At 70.5% G+C, this 18,936-nt stretch carries 18 protein-coding genes and 1 pseudogene; 6 read left to right on the top strand and 13 right to left on the bottom strand.

What is annotated here, in order from left to right; all coding sequences use genetic code 11:
• Nucleotides 1-6 precede the first annotated feature (6 nt).
• On the bottom strand, nt 7-957 hold the full coding sequence (locus ABT057_RS11275; protein WP_352342321.1) for a LysR family transcriptional regulator: 951 nt from the start codon (nt 955-957) through the stop codon (nt 7-9).
• Nucleotides 958-1,020: 63 nt separating this feature from the next.
• On the opposite strand from ABT057_RS11275, the gene ABT057_RS11270 reads away from it, so the two are divergent.
• Together ABT057_RS11270 and ABT057_RS49160 are read left to right on the top strand one after the other, a co-directional pair.
• On the top strand, nt 1,021-2,289 hold the full coding sequence (locus ABT057_RS11270; RefSeq protein WP_352342320.1) for an MFS transporter: 1,269 nt from the start codon (nt 1,021-1,023) through the stop codon (nt 2,287-2,289).
• 39 nt (nt 2,290-2,328) lie between these two features.
• Nucleotides 2,329-2,445: pseudogene (locus ABT057_RS49160) on the top strand (hypothetical protein); the annotation flags it as partial.
• A gap of 117 nt (nt 2,446-2,562) precedes the next feature.
• Here ABT057_RS49160 and ABT057_RS11260 read toward each other — a convergent pair.
• The 3 genes from ABT057_RS11260 to ABT057_RS11250 all read right to left on the bottom strand — a co-directional run bounded on the left by ABT057_RS11260 (nt 2,563) and on the right by ABT057_RS11250 (nt 6,365).
• Nucleotides 2,563-3,828 (bottom strand): ATP-binding protein, encoded by a 1,266-nt coding sequence (locus ABT057_RS11260; RefSeq protein ID WP_352342319.1) that lies wholly within the window; start codon nt 3,826-3,828, stop codon nt 2,563-2,565.
• Nucleotides 3,829-4,623: a response regulator transcription factor gene (locus tag ABT057_RS11255; RefSeq protein WP_352342318.1), complete on the bottom strand. Its 795-nt coding sequence runs from the start codon at nt 4,621-4,623 to the stop codon at nt 3,829-3,831.
• Nucleotides 4,624-4,808: 185 nt separating this feature from the next.
• Nucleotides 4,809-6,365 (bottom strand): trypsin-like serine protease, encoded by a 1,557-nt coding sequence (locus ABT057_RS11250; protein WP_352342316.1) that lies wholly within the window; start codon nt 6,363-6,365, stop codon nt 4,809-4,811.
• A 288-nt stretch (nt 6,366-6,653) separates the two neighbouring features.
• Here ABT057_RS11250 and ABT057_RS11245 point away from each other — a divergent pair, with 288 nt between their 5' ends.
• The gene (locus tag ABT057_RS11245; RefSeq protein WP_352342315.1) at nt 6,654-6,782 is read left to right on the top strand and encodes a hypothetical protein; all 129 of its coding nucleotides are present in this window, start codon (nt 6,654-6,656) and stop codon (nt 6,780-6,782) included.
• A 137-nt stretch (nt 6,783-6,919) separates the two neighbouring features.
• On the top strand, nt 6,920-7,945 hold the full coding sequence (locus tag ABT057_RS11240) for a sigma-70 family RNA polymerase sigma factor (protein ID WP_352342314.1): 1,026 nt from the start codon (nt 6,920-6,922) through the stop codon (nt 7,943-7,945).
• Here ABT057_RS11240 and ABT057_RS11235 read toward each other — a convergent pair.
• From ABT057_RS11235 to ABT057_RS11195, 9 genes are all read right to left on the bottom strand, one after another.
• The gene (locus tag ABT057_RS11235; protein ID WP_352342520.1) at nt 7,829-8,155 is read right to left on the bottom strand and encodes an STAS domain-containing protein; all 327 of its coding nucleotides are present in this window, start codon (nt 8,153-8,155) and stop codon (nt 7,829-7,831) included. The genes ABT057_RS11240 and ABT057_RS11235 overlap by 117 nt on opposite strands.
• 51 nt (nt 8,156-8,206) lie before the next feature.
• Nucleotides 8,207-8,791: a Uma2 family endonuclease gene (locus ABT057_RS11230; RefSeq protein WP_352342313.1), complete on the bottom strand. Its 585-nt coding sequence runs from the start codon at nt 8,789-8,791 to the stop codon at nt 8,207-8,209.
• Nucleotides 8,792-8,887: 96 nt separating this feature from the next.
• Nucleotides 8,888-10,165 carry a thymidine phosphorylase gene (locus tag ABT057_RS11225; protein WP_352342312.1) on the bottom strand — a complete coding sequence of 426 codons (1,278 nt, stop codon included), beginning with the start codon at nt 10,163-10,165 and terminating at the stop codon, nt 8,888-8,890.
• 81 nt (nt 10,166-10,246) lie between these two features.
• A complete protein-coding gene (locus tag ABT057_RS11220; RefSeq protein ID WP_352342311.1) occupies nt 10,247-10,660 on the bottom strand; it encodes a cytidine deaminase in 414 nt (137 codons plus the stop codon).
• A complete protein-coding gene (locus ABT057_RS11215) occupies nt 10,657-11,943 on the bottom strand; it encodes an ABC transporter permease (protein WP_352342309.1) in 1,287 nt (428 codons plus the stop codon). Before ABT057_RS11215 ends, ABT057_RS11220 begins: the two co-directional genes overlap by 4 nt.
• Nucleotides 11,943-13,070: an ABC transporter permease gene (locus ABT057_RS11210; RefSeq protein ID WP_352342308.1), complete on the bottom strand. Its 1,128-nt coding sequence runs from the start codon at nt 13,068-13,070 to the stop codon at nt 11,943-11,945. Before ABT057_RS11210 ends, ABT057_RS11215 begins: the two co-directional genes overlap by 1 nt.
• Nucleotides 13,067-14,698: an ABC transporter ATP-binding protein gene (locus ABT057_RS11205; protein WP_502973858.1), complete on the bottom strand. Its 1,632-nt coding sequence runs from the start codon at nt 14,696-14,698 to the stop codon at nt 13,067-13,069. Before ABT057_RS11205 ends, ABT057_RS11210 begins: the two co-directional genes overlap by 4 nt.
• Nucleotides 14,699-14,793: 95 nt before the next feature.
• The gene (locus ABT057_RS11200; RefSeq protein ID WP_352342306.1) at nt 14,794-15,852 is read right to left on the bottom strand and encodes a BMP family lipoprotein; all 1,059 of its coding nucleotides are present in this window, start codon (nt 15,850-15,852) and stop codon (nt 14,794-14,796) included.
• 280 nt (nt 15,853-16,132) lie between these two features.
• The gene (locus tag ABT057_RS11195) at nt 16,133-17,371 is read right to left on the bottom strand and encodes an amidohydrolase (RefSeq protein WP_352342305.1); all 1,239 of its coding nucleotides are present in this window, start codon (nt 17,369-17,371) and stop codon (nt 16,133-16,135) included.
• Between the two features lie 347 nt (nt 17,372-17,718).
• Here ABT057_RS11195 and ABT057_RS11190 point away from each other — a divergent pair, with 347 nt between their 5' ends.
• A complete protein-coding gene (locus tag ABT057_RS11190; RefSeq protein WP_352342304.1) occupies nt 17,719-17,994 on the top strand; it encodes a hypothetical protein in 276 nt (91 codons plus the stop codon).
• A gap of 220 nt (nt 17,995-18,214) precedes the next feature.
• Nucleotides 18,215-18,907: a class I SAM-dependent DNA methyltransferase gene (locus ABT057_RS11185; RefSeq protein WP_352342303.1), complete on the top strand. Its 693-nt coding sequence runs from the start codon at nt 18,215-18,217 to the stop codon at nt 18,905-18,907.
• The last annotated feature ends 29 nt before the right edge of the window (nt 18,908-18,936 follow it).

Below are 18,936 nucleotides of genomic sequence, written 5' to 3'. Positions count from 1 at the left end.
ACTCCGTCAGGCCAGCAGGCTGCCCCTTCGCGACAGCAGGAACTTCTTGAAGGCGGCCACCGGGGGCGTGTCCGGGTGGCCGTCCAGCCAGGCGACGCCGATTTCGCGGACCGCGCGGGGGGCGGTGACCGTCAGCTCCGCCACGCCGGGGCGGGGCAGGACCGGCGGCGGGAGGAGCGCCACGCCCAGGCCCGCCGCGACCAGACCCCGCAGGGTCTCCGCCTCCTCGCCCTCGAAGGCGACCCGGGGGCGGAAGCCCGCCTCCTTGCAGAGGTCGTCGGTGATGCGGCGCAGGCCGTAGCCGGGTTCGAGGGTCACGAAGGCCTCGTCGGCGGCCTCGGCCAGGCGGACCCGCCTGCGGGCGGCGAGGCGATGGTCGGCGGGCACGACCAGGCGCAGTTTCTGCTCGTCGAGGCGCCGGGCGACGAGGTCCGGGGCGTCGGGGACCGGGGAGGTCAGACAGAGGTCCAGGTCGCCCGCGCGGAGCCCTTCGAGCATGGCCTCGCCGTAGTTCTGGACCAGGCTGAAGCGGACGCGTGGGTGGTCGGCGCGGAAGGCGTGGATCAGGCCGGGGACCGTCTCGGCGCCCATGGTGTGCAGGAAGCCGAACGCGACCTTGCCGGTCGCCGCGTCGGCGTCGGCGCGGACCTCGTCGGCGGCCCGTTCGATCTCCGCGAGGGCCCGTTCCACCGAGGCGAGGAAGGTGCGGCCCGCGGGGGTGAGGGAGACGGTACGGCCACGGCGGGCGAACAGGTCTACGCCCAGATCCTGTTCCAGGCGGACCATCGCCCGGGAGAGCGTCGACTGAGGGACGTTCATCTCCTGGGCGGCCCGCGTCACGTGTTCGGTGCGGGCGACGCCCGCGAAGTAGGCGAGCCGCGGCGCCAGCGACAGTGCCATGTCTTCCGTGTCACTGGACAGTGACAGGCGGGGCTGTGACCTCTGTTGATGCACCATGGGAACGATTATGACAAGTCTGTGCATTGGACGGATCAAACGGCACGTACGTAGGTTCGAAGCATGTCTCCCGCCAGTACCGGGGCGTCCACACTCGTGGGCGCCGCGCCCCTCGCCCCCGCCCCCGACTCCCGTCTGACCCCCGGCGGTCCCGGCTACCGCCGGATGAGCTTCGCGCTCTTCCTCGCCGGGGTGGCGACCTTCGCCCTCCTCTACTCCACGCAGGCGCTGCTGCCGCTGATCTCCGGTGACTTCGGGGTCGCGGCGAGCGAGGCGAGCTGGACGGTGGCGGCGGCGACCGGCGGACTGGCGCTGTTCGTGCTGCCGATGAGCGCCCTCTCCGAGCGCTACGGACGCCGTACGGTGATGACGGCCTCCCTGGCGGTCGCGGTGACCGTCGGCCTGCTGGTCCCCTTCGCGCCGTCGCTGGGCGCGCTGGTGGTGCTGCGGGCGGTGCAGGGCGCGGCCCTGGCCGGCCTGCCGGCCTCCGCGACCGCGTATCTGGCCGAGGAGGTCCGGCCGAAGGCCCTGGTCACCGCGATCGGCCTGTTCGTGGCGGGCAACAGCGTCGGCGGGATGAGCGGCCGGGTCATCACCGGCTGGGTCGCGCAGGAGTGGGGCTGGCGGGTCGCCGTAGGGGCGATCGGTGTGCTGGCCGTGGGCTGCGCCGTCGCGTTCCGTCTGCTGCTTCCCGCACCCCGGCACTTCCGGGCCGGCTCGCTGGCGCCCCGCGTCCTCCTGGGGACGGTCCGTGGGCACCTGTCCAACCCGCTGCTGCGCCGGCTGTACGCGATCGGCGCGCTGTTCATGACCGTCTTCGGCGGCGTGTACACGGTCATCGGCTACCGCCTCACGGAGGAGCCGTTCTCCCTGCCGCAGGGCATCGTCGGCTCGATCTTCCTGGTGTACCTGGTCGGTACGGTGTCGGCGTCGACGGCCGGCCGGCTGGTGGGCCGGCTCGGGCGGCGCGGGTCGCTGTACCTGGCGGGCGGCACCACGGCGGCCGGTCTGCTGCTCTCCCTCGCCGGCTCCCTCGCCCTCGTCCTGCTGGGCCTGGTGCTGATCACGGCGGGCTTCTTCGCGGGGCACGCGGTGGCGTCCTCGGCGGTCAGCAAGACGGCGGCCACCGGCCGCGCCCAGGCCTCCGCGCTCTACCAGTCCGCGTACTACATAGGCTCCAGCGCCGGTTCCACGGTCGGCGCGCTGGCCTTCCACGCGGGCGGCTGGGCGGGCACGGTCGGGGTGGGCGTACTGGCGGTGCTCGGCGTCGTGACGATCACCCTGCTCGGAACACGGGCGGCCCGCCGGGAGACACTCGTCCCCGCACACTGAGCGTCCCCTTCGTTCCCCCCTGCTCAGCACCGGTTGTCAGTGGCGGCCCGCAGCCTCCGCCGGACGACTGGGCCGAGCAGGGGGTTTTCGACGGTGGAGTTCCGGGCCGAGCGAAACGACCTGGTGGAGGCGGTCGCCTGGGCGGCCCGCGCACTGCCCGCCCGCACCCCCGTCCCCGTACTGGGCGGGCTGCTGCTGGAGGCGGCTGAGCGTGTCGGGGTTCGACTTCGAGACGGCGACGCGGCGGGGTGGAACAAGCTCGGTTCTGTGGTGTCAGCCCGCCTTCGGCAGCCGGAGCGTGGCGATGGCTCCGCCGTCGGCGGCGTTCGAGAAGAGCAGCGACGCGCCGATGACCTGGGCCTGGCCCGAGGCGACTGTCAGCCCGAGACCGTGCCCGCGGCCGCGCTCGGCGGCTCCGGTGCGAAAGCGCTGCGGCCCTTCGGAGAGGAGGCTGTCGGGAAAGCCGGAGCCATGGTCGCGGACGGCGACGGTCGTGTCCTCGACGGTGACCTCGACCGGCCCGGCGCCGTGGCGGTGGGCGTTGACGATCAGGTTGGCGAGGATCCGGTCGAGTCGGCGGGGGTCTGTCTCCACCACGGCCGGCGCGGCGCCGACCGCGAACCGTGCCTTGAGGCCGGTGCGGGACAGCGAGTCCCGGACCACATCGGGGAGTACGACGGGCCGCAGGTCGGCGCGTTCCACACCGGCGTCGAGCCGGGAAATCTCCAACAGGTCCTCGACGAGGGTGCGCAGCACCCGGACCCGGTCCCTGACGAGATCGGTGGCCTCGCTCTCGGGGAGGAGTTCGGCGGAGGTGACCAGACCCATCAGTGGGGTGCGCAGTTCGTGCGCGACATCGGCGGTGAAACGCTGCTCACTGCGCAGCCGGTCCTGCAGGCTGTCGGCCATCGAGTCGACGGTGGCCGAGATCTCGGTGATCTCGTCGCCCGCCCGGCCGCCCACCTCGGTTCTGGCGGCCAGGTCGCCCGAGGCGATGCGCCGTGCGGTGCGCGCCACCCGCCGCAGACGGCGGTTGAGGAGTTCGGCGGCGAGGGCGGACAGGGGGATGACGACGGCCAGCGCGGCCAGTGAGTATTTCCGCATGTGCCGGTCCAGGGCGCGGCGGCTGAGCTGGTCGGGAGTCATGTCGACCGAGATCGCCGCAAGGCGCCCGTCCGGCATCCGCTTGCCGGCCCACATCCGCGGCCGGTACTCATCGCTGTCGTCGTACATGGCGGCACTCCCGTGTTCCTGGACCATCCGTACCAGGTCTGTCGGCATCTCCCCGGAAGCCTGCGTCAGGCCGTCGTTCCCGCTGCCGCTCTGTGCCGAGAGGGCGGTGTCCAAGGCGGTGTATGCCTTGGCCGCGCCGTCGTTCATGGACCGCTCGTAGGTGCTGTGGTGCACCAGCAGCCCGACCGTCAGCGCGATGCCGCAGCACGCCGCGGCCACCAACAGGGCGATCTTCCAGCGCAGGGAGCGCCAGTTGAGCAGGGTCCGTTTGGTTCCCGAGTCGAACAGGGTCCGTGGGGTTCCCATTCAGCGCCTCAGCTTGTAGCCGAAGCCTCGGACCGTCTCGATACGCTCGGCGCCGATCTTCTTTCGCAACCGCTGCACGCACAGGTCGACCACACGACTGTCGCCGTCCCAGCCGTAGTCCCACACGTTGCGCAGCAGGGTCTGCCGGTCCAGGACGATGCCGGGGTGTGCGACGAACTCCAGCAGCAGCCGAAGTTCGGTAGGGGCCAGCGCGACCGGCTCACCGGCCAGGAACACTTCCAGGCCGGCCGTGTCGATGGCCAGGTCTCCGAAGACGAGCCGGGCGCGCTGAACGCGGGGGGTGCTCTGATCAAGACGGGCCGACCCGTCCGGCGGGCGGACTCTGGATCCGCCCGCCGACGCGACGGCAGCATCTGCCGGTGCCTCGGTCGGCGCGAACGTGGCGCGGCGCAGCAGCGATCGGATCCGGGCCACCAGCACCGCGGTGTCGACCGGCTTGACGACATAGTCGTCGGCGCCCGCCTCCAGGCCGGAAACGACATCCAGTGTGTCCCCGCGGGCCGACATCATCAGGATCGGAGCCGTGCTGGTCTCCCGGATCCGGCGGCACAACCCGATGCCGTCGAGCTCCGGCAGCATGACGTCCAGCAACAGCAGGTCGTACCTGCCCTCCCTGAACAGTTCGAGCCCGGTCAGTCCGTCACCGGCGGAGGTGACCCGGTAGCCGTAGCGCTCCAGCGCCATCGCGACCGACCTGCGGATCACCTCGTCGTCCTCGACGAGCAGGATCGTCACGGGCACCGGGGCGTCTCCCCCGGCCGCTGGAACCGACATCTCTCCCCATCAGACGTAGGTGCTGAAGGCCCGTCATCCGACGGAGAATCCTTCCCTGCCGAATTCTGCCTGCACCGTGCCCGCGCCGGGGCTGGTCTCGCCGGTGTTGTTGATCAGATCACGGTGCGTGGGTCCGGGAGCTCGCTGCGCCGGTCCTGGTCACTTCGGCGGCCGTCGCCGCACCCTCACCGGGGCGTGGCCCCGGTGAGGGTGCAGCCCGGGTGGGACAGGTCCAGCTTTGACCCCTCGGTCAGGCAGGCCGCGATCAGGTAAACCTGCTGGCCGTAGCTTCGGCCCTGCACGGAGGTCACGGCTCCGTCCGGGCCCACTTCGCAGGGGTTGTTGTCGGTGCACTGTTCGCCGGCTTCGTTGTGGGTGTTGTGGATCCCCACGACCGTGGTGCCGTCGGGGGCCAGCAGGGCCGAACCGGAGGTGCCGTGCCAGGGGGAGCAGTCTTCGCTGGTGGCGTAGCGGATCGAGTCGTCCTGCTGGTAGCCGCCCTCCCGCAGGTGCGTGACCACGGCCTCGGCGGTGCAGTCAAGGCGGCGGCTGGCGTACGCCATGGTCAGCGGGTCGCCTGCGCGCACGGGGGTGGAGGTGAGTTGGAAGACTTTGGCGCCCTCGGCCTTCAACTGCGCGTAGGTCTCGTCCAGGCGGTAGAGCGCGATGTCGGTGCCGGTCATCGTCGCGTACACCAGCCGTTTCGCATGGGCGGTGGTCTGAGGGTAGCCCTGACGGTCGGCGATCGGCACCTCACGGTCGGCCGGCCGGTCCACCAGCGCGGTCCCAGGCTCGGGCCGCTGTTCCTGCACACAGTGACCGTTGGTCAGCAGCAGCGCCGGATCCTGCGGCCGGGAAGCCGGGGTGCTGACCACCGAGCCTACGCAGTTGCCCAGGTCCGCCGCGCCTTCCACGTTCGGAATCTGGTCGTCGGGGGGCACGTTGGTGCCGGTGATGATGCCGTTGATCCAGTCGGCGTGCCTGGTGACATCGGTGTACAGCGTTTTGCCGCTTTCATCGGGGCCGCTGACCACACCGGCCACCGCCCACTGGTCGCCCTCGCGGACCAGCGCAGGCCCACCGGAGTCCATGTTCGACGCGGCGACCTTGCCGTCGGCGCTACCGACGCACAACTCTCCGCTGTCCGCGTGTGACGGACACGTCGAGATCGGCTGCACAACGGTGTCAGCCTCCTGCAGCCGTTTCGGGAAGCACGCCGGATCGGTGCTGTCGTCGCAGGTCATGCCCCAGCCCATGATGCGGACGGGCGTGTTGTCCGCCGGCGTGGACGACGCAATCCGCACGGGCTTGGCCCGAACCGGGGTCCGCAGGTGCATCAACGCCATGTCCCGGCCCCAGAACCCCCCGTCATCGCGACTGGTCGCCAGCCGGTAGTAGTGGTCGACTTCGGCGACCTCGCCTCCGGACGTGGTGTCCAGTGACCCGACCCGAACCTTCCAGCCACGCGGGACACCTACCTTCGCATCAGTAGGGTTCCGGCCGGCGCAGTGACTGGCGGTCAGGACCCATTGCGGCGCCAGGACCTCCACCCCACAGCCGTGTCCGTCCGGGCGCGGCGGCGCGGGGTAGGACGGCTGGAACGAGCCCATGAACGAGTAAGCCTGCGTTGACTCGGTGCCACCCACGATGCCCTGCGCCGGTAAGGCGGCCATCACGGTCGCGGTCAGTGCGACCCCCGTCGTCAGGACGGCGGCCGCCCTTGGGCTGATCAACTTGAGCATGAGTCACTCGCCCTTTCGTCCGCCCCGGGCCATCGCTCCGGAGGGTTTGTACGGAGGAACGGCACCCGGCCGTCCCGTCGGCCCAGATCCTGGACCCGGCGGTCCGCCGGCGGGTCTCACCCGCGTATCAAGCGCCGCACGGCAGCCGCTCAGTTGTGTATCCGTGCGCGGGCGGGCCGGGGCCGGTCCTCGAACGCGGGCAGTGCCGACGCTGCATGGGCGGATCAGAAGTGCGCAGTGATCCCGAACGCTTCGCGGAGCTGGGCCATGTCGTGGTGATCCCGGTCGGTGGGCTCCTTCGGGGCGCAGGGGCTGCGGCTGGAGCTGCTGGGGACGGGCCGGCGGGCACTGCTGGGCGCGGCGGACACTCCGGACACCCATCGGCATCTGCTGATGTCCGTGAAGCAGCTCGTCTGACCTGGCGCGTCTGACCTGATGCTTCTGACCTGGCCCTTCGCCGGCTCGGCAGGCCGTTGTCGGTGGGCTGCGGTAGCTTCCGAAGTGCTGGGCGCAAAGGCGCGTGACAGGACGGCCACAGGGGCGGGTGGACGACGATGAGTGACAGTACGGCAGGCACCGCGACGGTCGAGGACCTCGACGCCCGGCTGGAGAGGCACCGGGTCGAGCTGACGGGTTACTGCTACCGCATGCTCGGCTCGTCCTTCGAGGCGGAGGACGCGGTGCAGGACACCCTGCTGCGGGCGTGGCGGAGCTACGACAAGTTCGAGGGCCGCTCCAGTCTGCGCTCGTGGCTGTACCGGATCGCGACGAACGTCTGCCTGGACATGCTGACGGCGGGCAGCAAGCGGGCCAGGCCGATGGATCTGTCGGAGGCCACCCCGCTGGCTCAGGCGGCCCTCTCCCCCCGCCCCGAGAACACCTGGCTGGAGCCGATGCCGGACGCGCGTGTGCTGCCGACGGTCCAGGACCCCGCGGAGGCCGCGGTCGCCAAGGAGTCGGTGCGGCTGGCGTTCTTGGCCGCGCTGCAGCAGCTGCCTCCGAAGCAGCGCGCGGTGCTGATCCTGCGGGAGGTGCTGGCGTGGAGGGCGAGCGAGGTCGCCGAACTGCTCGACACCTCGGTCGCCTCGGTCAACAGCGCGCTCCAGCGGGCGCGGGCGACGCTCGCGGAGCGGGCCGAGGCGGGGGCGGACGCGAAGGTGTCCGACCCGCTGGACGAGGAGCAGCAGAAGCTCCTCGAACGCTACGTGGCGGCCTTCGAGGGCTATGACATGACGGCCCTGACGGCGTTGCTCCACGAGGACGCGATCATGACGATGCCGCCGTTCGACCTGTGGCTCACGGGCCACGAGGACATCACGGGCTTCATGACGACGATCGGCTCGGCCTGCGAGGGCTCCCGGCTGCTGCCGGTCCAGGTGAACGGCCTGCCGGGCTTCGCCCAGTACAAGCCCGACCCGGAGAAGGGCGGTTTCTCCCCCTGGGCGATACAGGTCCTGGAGATCTCAGACGGCCGCCTCACCGGGTTCCACTTCTACCTCGACACCCAGCGCTGGTTCCCCCTCTTCGGCGTCCCCCTCCACCTCGACGGGGAGGCCGACGAGATCGAGCAGGGCGCGTAGGGCGGGGTCGGGGGCGCGCAGGCGGATGTGTCCCCCGGCCCGCCTCGCGGCGAGCTGAAGGCGGGCCAGCAGGTCCACGGCGGCGAGCCCGGGCGGCCCGATCCCGGCCACGTCGCATACGACGACCCCTGCGCCACCGGCCTCCAGCAGGGCCCGCACGTCCTCGGTGAGCCCTGTCACCTGGTCGGCGGTGACGGGACCGGTCAGCATCAGCACAGGCGTCGTCTCGGGGTCCACGTGCGGTAGACCCCGGGAGGGGGTTCAACTCATCGGGAACTCGCCGGTGTCGACGGTGATGTCGAACGGGGCCGGGATCTTGAGGGGCTCTCCGAACTTGGCGACGCTCAGCGGGCGGTAGACATCGCCCTTCGGTTCGCCGTAGAGCGTTGCCGTAGGACCTTCGGGAGCCCACCTGTCGACGAGGAGGTGGAGCGGGATGCCTGCGGTCGCATAGGCAGCGGGCTTGCTGATGCGGTCATGGCGGGCGTTGGACTTGGAGGTGACCTCGACCACAAGCTCGGCGAGACCGGCCGGTACGTAGGTGTCCGCCTCGGGGTTCTCCAGCACCGGAGCCACCACCAGGTCCGGGATGAGCATGCCCAGGCGGGACGGAACCGCGACGGCCAGCGTCTGGAAGATCCCCCAGTCCTCGGGAATCACGGAGTAGAGGCGGCGCTGGATGCGTTCCGCGATGACGTTGTGGCGGTACGCGGGAGCAGGTGACACGGTGATGATCCCCTCGATGATCTCCACCCTGCTGCCCTCGGGCCATTCCATCTCCTCCCAGAACCGGACGAGGTCGTCCCAGCTCAGCTCGGGGTCGTGGCCCACGGTGAGTGCGCTCATGGCGGTCTCCTCTTCGGTGCGTCACCGAGTCCAGCATGCCGAACGGGACCGGCGGGGGTCCACCGATCCCGTTCACCCGACCGAGAGATCCCCTGGTCAGGCGATACGTTCCAGCACTACCGGGGACGCCGTGAAGGTCGTACCGGGGGCGTCGATGTCGTAGGAGCCCGTCACCGCTTCGAGGGCGTACGCGAAGCGTTCGGGGGTGTCCGTGTGGAGGGTCAGCAGGGGCTGGCCCTCCGTCACCGTGTCGCCGGGCTTGGCGTGCATCTCCACGCCCGCGCCCGCCTGCACCGGGTCCTCCTTGCGGGCGCGGCCCGCGCCCAGGCGCCAGGCGGCGATGCCGATGTCGTAGGCGTCGAGGCGGGTCAGGACCCCGGAGGCGGGGGCGGTCACCACGTGCTGCTCGCGGGCCACCGGCAGTTCCGCGTCCGGGTCGCCGCCCTGGGCCGCGATCATGCGGCGCCAGACGTCCATCGCGGAGCCGTCGGCGAGGGCCTTCGCCGGGTCTGCGTCCTTCACTCCGGCCGCGTCGAGCATCTCGCGGGCGAGCGCGATGGTCAGTTCCACGACGTCCTTCGGGCCGCCGCCCGCCAGGACCTCGACCGATTCGCGGACCTCCAGGGCGTTGCCGGCGGTGAGACCGAGGGGCGTGGACATGTCCGTCAGCAGCGCGACCGTCCTCACGCCGTGGTCCGTGCCCAGGCCGACCATCGTGGAGGCCAGTTCGCGGGCGTCCTCGATGGTCTTCATGAAGGCGCCCGTGCCGACCTTGACGTCCAGGACCAGCGAGCCCGTGCCCTCGGCGATCTTCTTCGACATGATCGAGGAGGCGATGAGCGGGATCGCCTCGACCGTGCCGGTCACGTCACGGAGGGCGTAGAGCTTCTTGTCGGCGGGGGCCAGGCCGTCGCCGGCCGCGCAGATCACCGCGCCCGTCCCTTCCAGGACCGACAGCATCTCCTCGTTCGACAGCAGCGCGCGCCAGCCGGGGATCGACTCCAGCTTGTCCAGGGTGCCGCCGGTGTGGCCGAGGCCGCGGCCGGACAGCTGCGGGACGGCCGCCCCGCAGGCCGCGACCAGCGGGGCGAGCGGCAGCGTGATCTTGTCGCCGACGCCGCCCGTGGAGTGCTTGTCGGCGGTCGGACGGGACAGGGCCGAGAAGTCCATGCGCTCGCCGGAGGCGATCATCGCCGCCGTCCAGCGGGCGATCTCCCGGCGGTTCATGCCGTTGAGCAGGATCGCCATGTTGAGGGCGGCCATCTGGTAGTCGGCCACCTCCCCGCGGGTGTACGCGTCGATGACCCAGTCGATCTGCTCGTCGCTCAGCTCACCGCGGTCCCGCTTGGTACGGATGACGGAGATGGCGTCCATGGCCATGGCTTTCCTTCCAGCGTTCAGAAGCCGCGCGACCCCTCTGCGCCACAGCGATTCAGAGGGGCCGCACGGAATTGCTCAGTTGGTGAGGTGCTCCGGCCCGAAGGCCTGCGGGAGCATCTCGGCGAGGGGCAGGATCCCGGCCGGCGTCTCCAGCAGAAGCGCCGGGCCGCCGAACTCGTGGAGCAGCTGGCGGCAGCGGCCGCACGGTACGAGGATCTCGCCGCGGCCGTCCACACAGGTGAAGTGCGTGAGCCGGCCGCCGCCGGTGTTCTGGAGTTCGGATACCAGCCCGCATTCGGCGCACAGGCCGAGCCCGTAGGAGGCGTTCTCCACGTTGCAGCCCGACACGATCCGGCCGTCGTCGACGAGGGCCGCCACGCCGACCGGGAAGCCGGAGTACGGGGCGTACGCCCGGGACATGGCGTCCCGGGCCACCGCGCGCAGCTTCTCCCAGTCGACCGAGTGGTCCGGCGTGGCGGCGGGGGTCACTTGCCCTGCCCCTTCCGGTACCGCATGCCGTCGGCCTTCGGCATTCGCAGGCGCTGCGCGGACAGCGACAGCACGAGCAGGGTGACGACGTAGGGGGTGGCTCCCACGAAGTCGTTGGGCACCTCGTCGGTGACCAGGTACCAGAGCAGGACGAGCGCGGCGACGAAGAGGGCGATCCCGCCCTGCCAGTGCGCCTTGCGGTACAGCTTCCAGCCCGCGAGCAGCGCGAGCAGGACGACCAGCACGAGCAGCAGCGCGTGCACGGTCTGGCCGCCGTTGCGCAGCTGAAGCGCGTCCGAGTAACCGAACAGTCCGGCGCCCATCGCGAGCCCACCGGGTCGCCAGTTGCCGAAGATCATGGCCGCGAGGCCGATGTAGCCGCGTCCGCCGGTCTGGCTCTCCAGGTAGATGTGCGAGGTGACCAGCGCGAGGAAGGCGCCGCCGAGGCCGGCGAGGCCGCCGGAGACGGCCACGGCCGCGTACTTGTACTTGTAGACGTTGACGCCGAGCGACTCCGCGGCGACCGGGTTCTCACCGCAGGAGCGCAGCCGGAGACCGAACGGGGTGCGCCACAGAACCCACCAGCTGCCGACGAACAGCAGCGCGGCCATGATCGTCACCACGGACAGGTCGGTGACCAGGCCGCCGAGGATGCCCGCGAGGTCGGAGAGCAGGAACCAGTGGTGCTTCTCGATGGAGTTCAGGGCGTCCGAGAGACCGGGCACGTCGACGCTGGGCAGCGAGTCCGAGGGCGGGGACTGCTTGGGGTTGCCGCCCGCCTCCGCGGCCTTGCCGTCGGAGAAGAAGAGCTTGGCGAGGTACTGCGTGATGCCGAGCGCGAGCAGGTTGACGGCGACACCGGAGACGATGTGGTCGACACCGAAGGTGATGGTCGCGACGGCGTGCACCAGGCCGCCGAGGACGCCGAAGCCGATGCCGCACAGCAGACCGAGCCAGGGGCTGGACTGCCAGCCGATCCAGCCGGCGCCGAAGGTGCCGAGGATCATCATGCCCTCGAGGCCGATGTTGACCACGCCGGAGCGCTCGGACCACAGACCGGCGAGACCGGCGAGACCGATGGGCACGGCGAGGCCGAGCGCGGCGGAGACCTGTCCCTCGGAGGTGAGCTGGTTGGCGCCGGTGATGACGCGGATCGCGGACACGAGCAGCAGCGCACCCGCGACGATCATGAGGATCTGGCTGAGCGAGCGGCCGGAGCCCTTGGGCGCGGTCTCCGCCTTGGGCGCCGCGGGGGGCGGCGTGTCGGTCATCGTGGCAGTCATCACGCCACCTCCTGCTTCTCGGTCGGGGCGGCGGCCTGGGCGGCGAGCTCGGCGCCGACCCGCTGCTGCTGACGCTTGAGGCCGTAGCGCCGTACGACCTCGTAGGCGATGACGACGCACAGGACGATGACGCCCTGGATGACGCCGAGGATTTCCTTGTCGTAGCCCTGGAACTCCAGGTGGTTGGTGGTGCGCTCCAGGAAGCCCCACAGCAGGGCGCCGAGCGCGATACCGATCGGGTTGTTGCGGCCGAGCAGCGCAATCGCGATGCCGGTGAAGCCGATGCCCGCCGGGAAGTCGTTGCCGAACTGGTGGCTGTCGTTCAGCAGGGTCGGCATGCCGATCAGACCGGCCACCGCGCCCGAGATGACCATGCTGGTGGCGATCATCTTCTTGACGGACACGCCGCTCGCGGAGGCCGCGGTCTCGGACTGGCCGACAGTGCGCAGGTCGAAGCCGAACCGGGTGCGGCCGAGCACGAACCAGTACGCGATGCCGATGAGCACGGCGATGAAGATGAAGCCCCACAGCACACCGGAGGCGCCGGTGTCGATGGTGAAGAAGTACGACGACTTGGGCAGCGGTGTGGTGCGCACGGTGGTGCCCGCCTCGTCGAGCTCGGCGAGCTTCCCGGGCTGGAGCAGGTAGGCGATGATCGCGGTGGCGATCGAGTTGAGCATGATGGTCGAGATGACCTCGCTGACGCCCCGGGTCACCTTGAGGATGCCCGCGATGGCTGCCCACGCTGCGCCGGTCGCCATGGCGCACAGGATGATCAGCGGGATGGCGATCCAGCCCGGTGCGGTCAGCGCGCCGCCGAGGACCGCGGCGATGAACGCGGCGAGCCGGTACTGGCCGTCGACGCCGATGTTGAACAGGTTCATACGGAAGCCGATGGCCACCGCGACACCCGCGAGGTAGTACGTCGTCGCCTTGTTCAGAATGTAGACCTGGCTGTCGCTGGCGGAGCCGTAGGTCGCCATGTCGCTGAAGGCGTCGCCCGGGTTCTTGCCGGTGGCGAGGATCACCAGGGTGGTGACGACGATCGCGGCGACGAGCGCCAGCAGCGGCGCCGCGATGCCGAGGAGCAGCCGCTCCTTGTCGATGCGTTGGGTCAGCTTGTTCATCGGGCGTCGTCCTCTGTGTGCTCCAGGTGGCCGGTGGCCGCACCCGTCATGGCGGAGCCGAGCTCCTCGGGGGTGACCGTGGCGGGGTCGGCGTCGGCGACCAGGCGGCCGCGGTACATCACCCGCAGAGTGTCGGAGAGTCCGATGAGCTCGTCCAGGTCGGCGGAGATCAGCAGTACGGCCAGGCCCTCGCGGCGGGCCTCGCGGATGTGGTCCCAGATGGCGGCCTGGGCACCGACGTCCACGCCGCGGGTGGGGTGGGCGGCGATGAGCAGCTTCGGCGCGTGGCTCATCTCGCGGCCGACGATCAGCTTCTGCTGGTTGCCGCCGGACAGCGAGGCGGCGGTCACCTCGATGCCGGGCGTACGGACGTCGTAGGCGCTGATGATGCGCTCGGTGTCGGCGCGCGCCGCCTTGATGTCGAGCAGTCCGCCGCGCGAGTTGGGGCGCTCGGTGACATGGCCGAGGATACGGTTCTCCCACAGCGGCGCCTCGAGGAGCAGGCCGTGGCGGTGGCGGTCCTCGGGGATGTAGCCGACGCCGGCCTCGCGGCGGGCGCGGGTGGGGACGCGGGAGATGTCGTCGCCGTCGAGCGTGATGACGCCGGCGCCGGGAGCGCGTATGCCCATGATCGCCTCGACCAGTTCGGACTGGCCGTTGCCCTCCACGCCGGCGATGCCGAGGACCTCGCCCTTGTGGATGGTGAAGGAGATCTCGTCGAGGATGATCCGCTCGACGCCGTCGAGGTCGGTCTGGGTCAGGTGCAGTCCGTCCACGTTGAGCAGCGGGACGTCGGTGACGGTGGACTCCTCCGTCTCCGGCGTGGGCAGTTCGCTGCCGACCATCAGCTCGGCGAGCTGCTTGGTGGTGGTGTTCCCCGGCTCGACCGTGCCGACGGTGGTGCCGCGCCGGATGACGGTGATCTCGTCGGCGACGGACAGCACCTCGCCCAGCTTGTGGGAGATGAAGATGACGGTGAGCCCCTCGGCCTTCAGCTCGCGCAGGTTGTCGAAGAGGGCGTCGACCTCCTGCGGCACGAGGACGGCGGTGGGCTCGTCGAGGATGAGGGTCTTGGCGCCGCGGTAGAGGACCTTGAGGATCTCCACGCGCTGGCGGTCGGCGACGCCGAGCTCTTCCATGAGGACGTCGGGCCGGACGTTCAGCCCGTAGGCGTCGGAGATCTCCTTGATCTTCGTGCGGGCCTTGCCCCCGATGCCGTACAGCTTCTCCGCACCGAGGACGACGTTCTCGAGGACGGTGAGGTTGTCGGCGAGCATGAAGTGCTGGTGCACCATGCCGATGCCGCGGGCGATGGCGTCGGCGGGGTTGTGAAAGGTGACCCGCTCGCCGCCCACCGTGATGGTTCCCTCGTCCGGCTGCTGCATGCCGTAGAGGATCTTCATCAGGGTGGACTTGCCGGCGCCGTTCTCACCGCACAGGGCGTGGACGGTGCCGCTGCGGACGGTGATGTCGATGTCGCGGTTGGCGACGACGCCGGGGAATCGCTTGGTGATGCCGCGCAGTTCGACGGCAGCGGGAGGGCTGGACGCGTTGATGGCGCACTCTCCTCGGGGAAAGGGGCTGCGTAGGGGAGGGCAGGCGTCGGCGACGCTAGCGCGACAACTCAATGCTACACGCGTAGAGTTGACACATTGTTATGGCTCGGCGAGGGGATGTGGAAACGCCCCTCGCCGAGCCTTGTGGTCCGACGGGAACCGTCAGGTCACGGGGTGGTCTTGACCGTGATGGTGCCGGCGACGATCTTCTGCTTGGCCGCGTCCAGCTGGGCCTTGATGTCGTCGATGAAGCCACCGCTGGTGGCCAGCGAGACACCGTCCTTGGCGAGCGAGTAGTTGTTGGTGCCCGTCAGCGGCTTGGTGTCGTGCACGGACTTGATGAAGTCGTAGACACCGACGTCGACGTTCTTGACCATCGAGGTCAGGATCGAGCTCTTGTACTTGGCCAGACCCGGGATGTTGTACTGGTCGGAGTCCACGCCGATGGCCCAGGCGCCCTTGACGCCGTTGACGGCCTCGATCGCGCCGTTGCCGGAGGAGCCGGCCGCCGAGTAGATCACGTCGGCGCCGTTGTCGAGCATGCCGGACGCGGCCGCCTTGCCCTTGTCGGGGCTGGCGAAACCGGAGAAGTCCGAGCCGTGGCTCAGGTACTGCGTGTCGACCTTGATCTTCGAGTTCGTGTCGTGGACGCCCTGGACGTAGCCCGCCTCGAACTTCTTGATCAGCGGGACGTCGACGCCGCCGATGAAGCCGACGTGGTCCTTCTTGGTCTTCAGCGCCGCGGCGACGCCGGCCAGGTAGGAGCCCTGCTCCTCGGTGAAGGTGATGCTGTCGACGTTCTTGGCGTCCACCACCGAGTCGACGATGCCGAAGCTGACCTTCGGGTACTTCGCGGCGATCTTGGCCATCGAGGTGGCGTACGAGAAGCCGACACCTACGATCGGGTTGTAGCCCGCGTCGGCGAGGTCCGTGAGGCGCTGCTCACGGTCGGCCTCGGTGTCGGAGGTCTTGGCGGTCAGCTCCTTGATCGAGCCGCCGAACTCGGCCTTGGCCTTGTCGGCGCCGCGCGCGGCGGAGTCGTTGAAGGAGCGGTCACCACGACCGCCGACGTCGAAGGCGAGACCGATCTTGACGCCCGTGCCGCCGCTCGCGGAGGCGGAGGACTTCGAGTCGTTCTCGGAAGAGGTGCTGCCACAGGCAGTGGCAGTCAGTGCGAGAGCTGCGGTGGCTATACACGCAGCGGAAAGCTTGGCTACCCGGCGCACGGGCTGGCTCCTTCACCTGACCTGAGCGCCGTGTCGGCGCTTGACGTGAGCACCCATGCCGGTGCTCAGGCCTGCACGCCTTGCGGCGTCGGCTTCGCGGCATCGTAACGCGCGTAGATGTCAGAAAATAACCCGTAGGGAAGCCGTTATCGATTCGAGGCAAACGACGTCTGAACTCGTACTCTGACGGCTTCCGCGCCCTTGATTTCCATCAGCGCACGATTGGCTTACAACAGTGTTGCGCCGGTTGGCGGAGCGGCCCCCGAAGGGGCCGCCTGTTTCATCGCCGGGTCGCCGCGTCGAGCAGGGCGGCCGCCGTGAACAGCTCCACGCCCACGGTGATCGCGTATTCGTCGGCGTCGAAGTCGCCCTGGTGCAGGTCGCGGACGGTGCGCTCGCCGGGGGGCCGGACCCCGAGGCGGGCCATGGCGCCGGGGACGCGCTCCAGGTACCAGGAGAAGTCCTCGCCGCCGAGGCTCTGGTCGGTGCCCTCGACGGAGTCCGCGCCGCGCCGGGCGGTCATGGCGTCGCGCAGTAGGCCGGCCACCTCGGCGTCGTTGACGACGGGCGGGACGCCGCGCACATAGTTGATCTCGGACTTGGCGCGGTGCAGGTTGGCGACCTCGTCGATCGCGGCGACGACGATGTCCGGCGCCTGGCGCCAGGCCTCGATGTCCAGGCAGCGCACGGTGCCGGAGAGCTCCGCGTGCTGCGGGATCACGTTGGGCGCGTGGCCGCTCTCGATCCGGCCCCAGGTGACCGCGAGACCGGCCCGGGTGTCCACGCGCCGGCCGACGAGGGCGGGCACGTCCGTCACGACCCGGGCGACCGCGGTGACCAGGTCGGTGGTGAGGTGCGGGCGGGCGGTGTGGCCGCCGGGCCCGTCGAGGGCGATCTCCAGCCGGTCGCAGGCGGAGGTGATGGCACCCTCGCGCAGTCCGATCCGCCCGGCGTCGACGCGGGGGTCGCAGTGCACGCCGATGATCCGGCCGACCCCGTCGAGCGCGCCGCACTCGATGGCGTCGGCGGCGCCGCCGGGGAGCACCTCCTCGGCGGGCTGGAAGATCAGCCGGACGGGGCGCGGCAGACGGCCCTGCCGGTGCAGGTCGGCGAGGACGAGGCCGGCGCCGAGGACGACGGTGGTGTGCACGTCGTGGCCGCAGGCGTGGGCCCGGTCCGGGACCGTCGAGCGGTACGCGCACTCGGTCTTCGTGTCCGGGATGGGCAGGGCGTCGATGTCGGCGCGCAGGGCGAGGACGGGGGCGCCCCCGTTCGGCTTCCCCTCCTCGATCCCGATGTCGCAGATGAGACCGGTTCCGATGGTCAGCACGCGCGGCTTGAGGCCCGCCTTCTCCAGGCGGGCCTTGATCGCGGCGGTCGTACGGAACTCCTGGTTGCCGAGCTCGGGGTGCATGTGCATGTCGCGACGGAAGGCGACGAGCTCCGCACGCAGAGCTTCCGGCAGCACGCCAGGCAGAGAAGGGTCGGCCTCGGACTCTCGGGACGTCAATTGCTTCACCCTCTGAAGGGTAGGACGCCGAGGCGGTCAACTGACCCACGATCAACAAAAGTTCAACCCGATAGGGGGAGAAAAGTTGGCCGCGCGGCGCATGGCTGGTGTGGGGGACGGGTAAACTCGGCCGGCTTTCCGGCTGAGCGGATCATGAGAGCGGTCCTGATGGTGGGGACCTGGGATCCGACCCGCGGCTTGGTTTCTTTTCCTCCACGCATACCACGCGGGGCTGGTGGGGCGCTGTGCGTGTCCACGTGGCGGGATCACCGCCCGGATCCCGGAAGCATCACCTCCGCGTGGCGTTTCCGCCACGTCGGGGGCGGGACAGGGGCCCGGCGGGCACCTTGTCGAACATGGAGACGATGACGTGCGGGTGCGGCGAGGAACACATCCCCGGGATGCTGGCGCGGTACGGACTGCTGGGGGCGACGGCGCTGGTTCTGGGCACGCTGGTGGTCATGACCCTGGCGGGGTGGGCGCTGGTGGGGGTCGTGTGGGCGGTGGGGCGGTGGAGGAGGGCTCCGGAGAGCGGCGAGGCGAGCGGCCCGGGGGAAGACGGGGACGGGAGCGGGGAAGAAAGCTTCCTCGACGGGTTCGGCCGGTGGGAGGAGCACGGCGGGCCGCCGTGAGGCGGATGCGGGCCTGCGGGCACCGCGCGGCCGGCGGCGGTCCGCCCGGACGCGGCGCCATGACGGTGACGGCCGGGCCGGGACTGACGGCGTCGATGCGGATCCCGTCGGCGATGTGATCCATCGCACCGTCGGCTGATCGCACCGTTCACCCGGGGGTCGGCCGCCGGTCGGCCGTCCTTCGGACGCGGGCGGCCCCGCCCCGGTAGTGTGCGCGCCCATGACCGACCTAGACCCCGGCCTCGACTTCGACTTCGATTTCGTCGAGGCCACCCGGACCTCCTACGACGCCATAGCCGACGAGTACGCCCGGGACTTCCCCGACGCGCTCGCGCACCGGCACCTGGACAGAGCCGTGGTCTCCGGGTTCGCCGACCTGGTGAGGGCGCGGGGCGGGAATGAGCCGGTGGCCGACGTCGGGAGCGGCCCCGGGTACGTGACCGCTCGGCTCGACGCCCTCGGGTTGCCGGTGTTCGGCGTCGACGTGTCGCCGCGCATGGTGGCGCTGGCCTCCCGGGCCCATCCGCATCTGCGGTTCCACGTCGGCTCGATGACCGGGCTCGACCTGCCCGACCGCTCCCTCGCGGGGCTGCTCGCCCTCTACTCCCTCATCCATGTGCCCGACGAGCAGCTGCCCACCGTGTTCGGGGAGTTCCGGCGGGTCCTGGCACCCGGCGGATACCTGTTGCTCGCCTTCCAGACCGGGCACGGCGAGGAGCAGCACCTCGCTCTCGGGGCGAGAGCCGGGCAGCGGATCTCGCTGGACTGCTTCTGGCGTGACCCCGAGGTCGTCGCCGGCGGCCTCGGCGCCATCGGACTCGAGGTCCAGGCCAGCGTCGTACTGGAGCCCGACGAGGGAGCCGAACCCCAGCGGCCGCGGGCCTTCCTGCTCGCCCGCAGGCCCGGCAGCTGACCGCCCCCGGGGCCCCGCACCCTCACCAC

Origin of the sequence: Streptomyces sp. NPDC002588 (assembly GCF_040295925.1) — a bacterium.
Classification (GTDB): domain Bacteria; phylum Actinomycetota; class Actinomycetes; order Streptomycetales; family Streptomycetaceae; genus Streptomyces.
The sequence above is the reverse complement of the archived record's forward strand: the minus strand, read 5'-3'. Positions and strand labels throughout refer to the sequence as shown.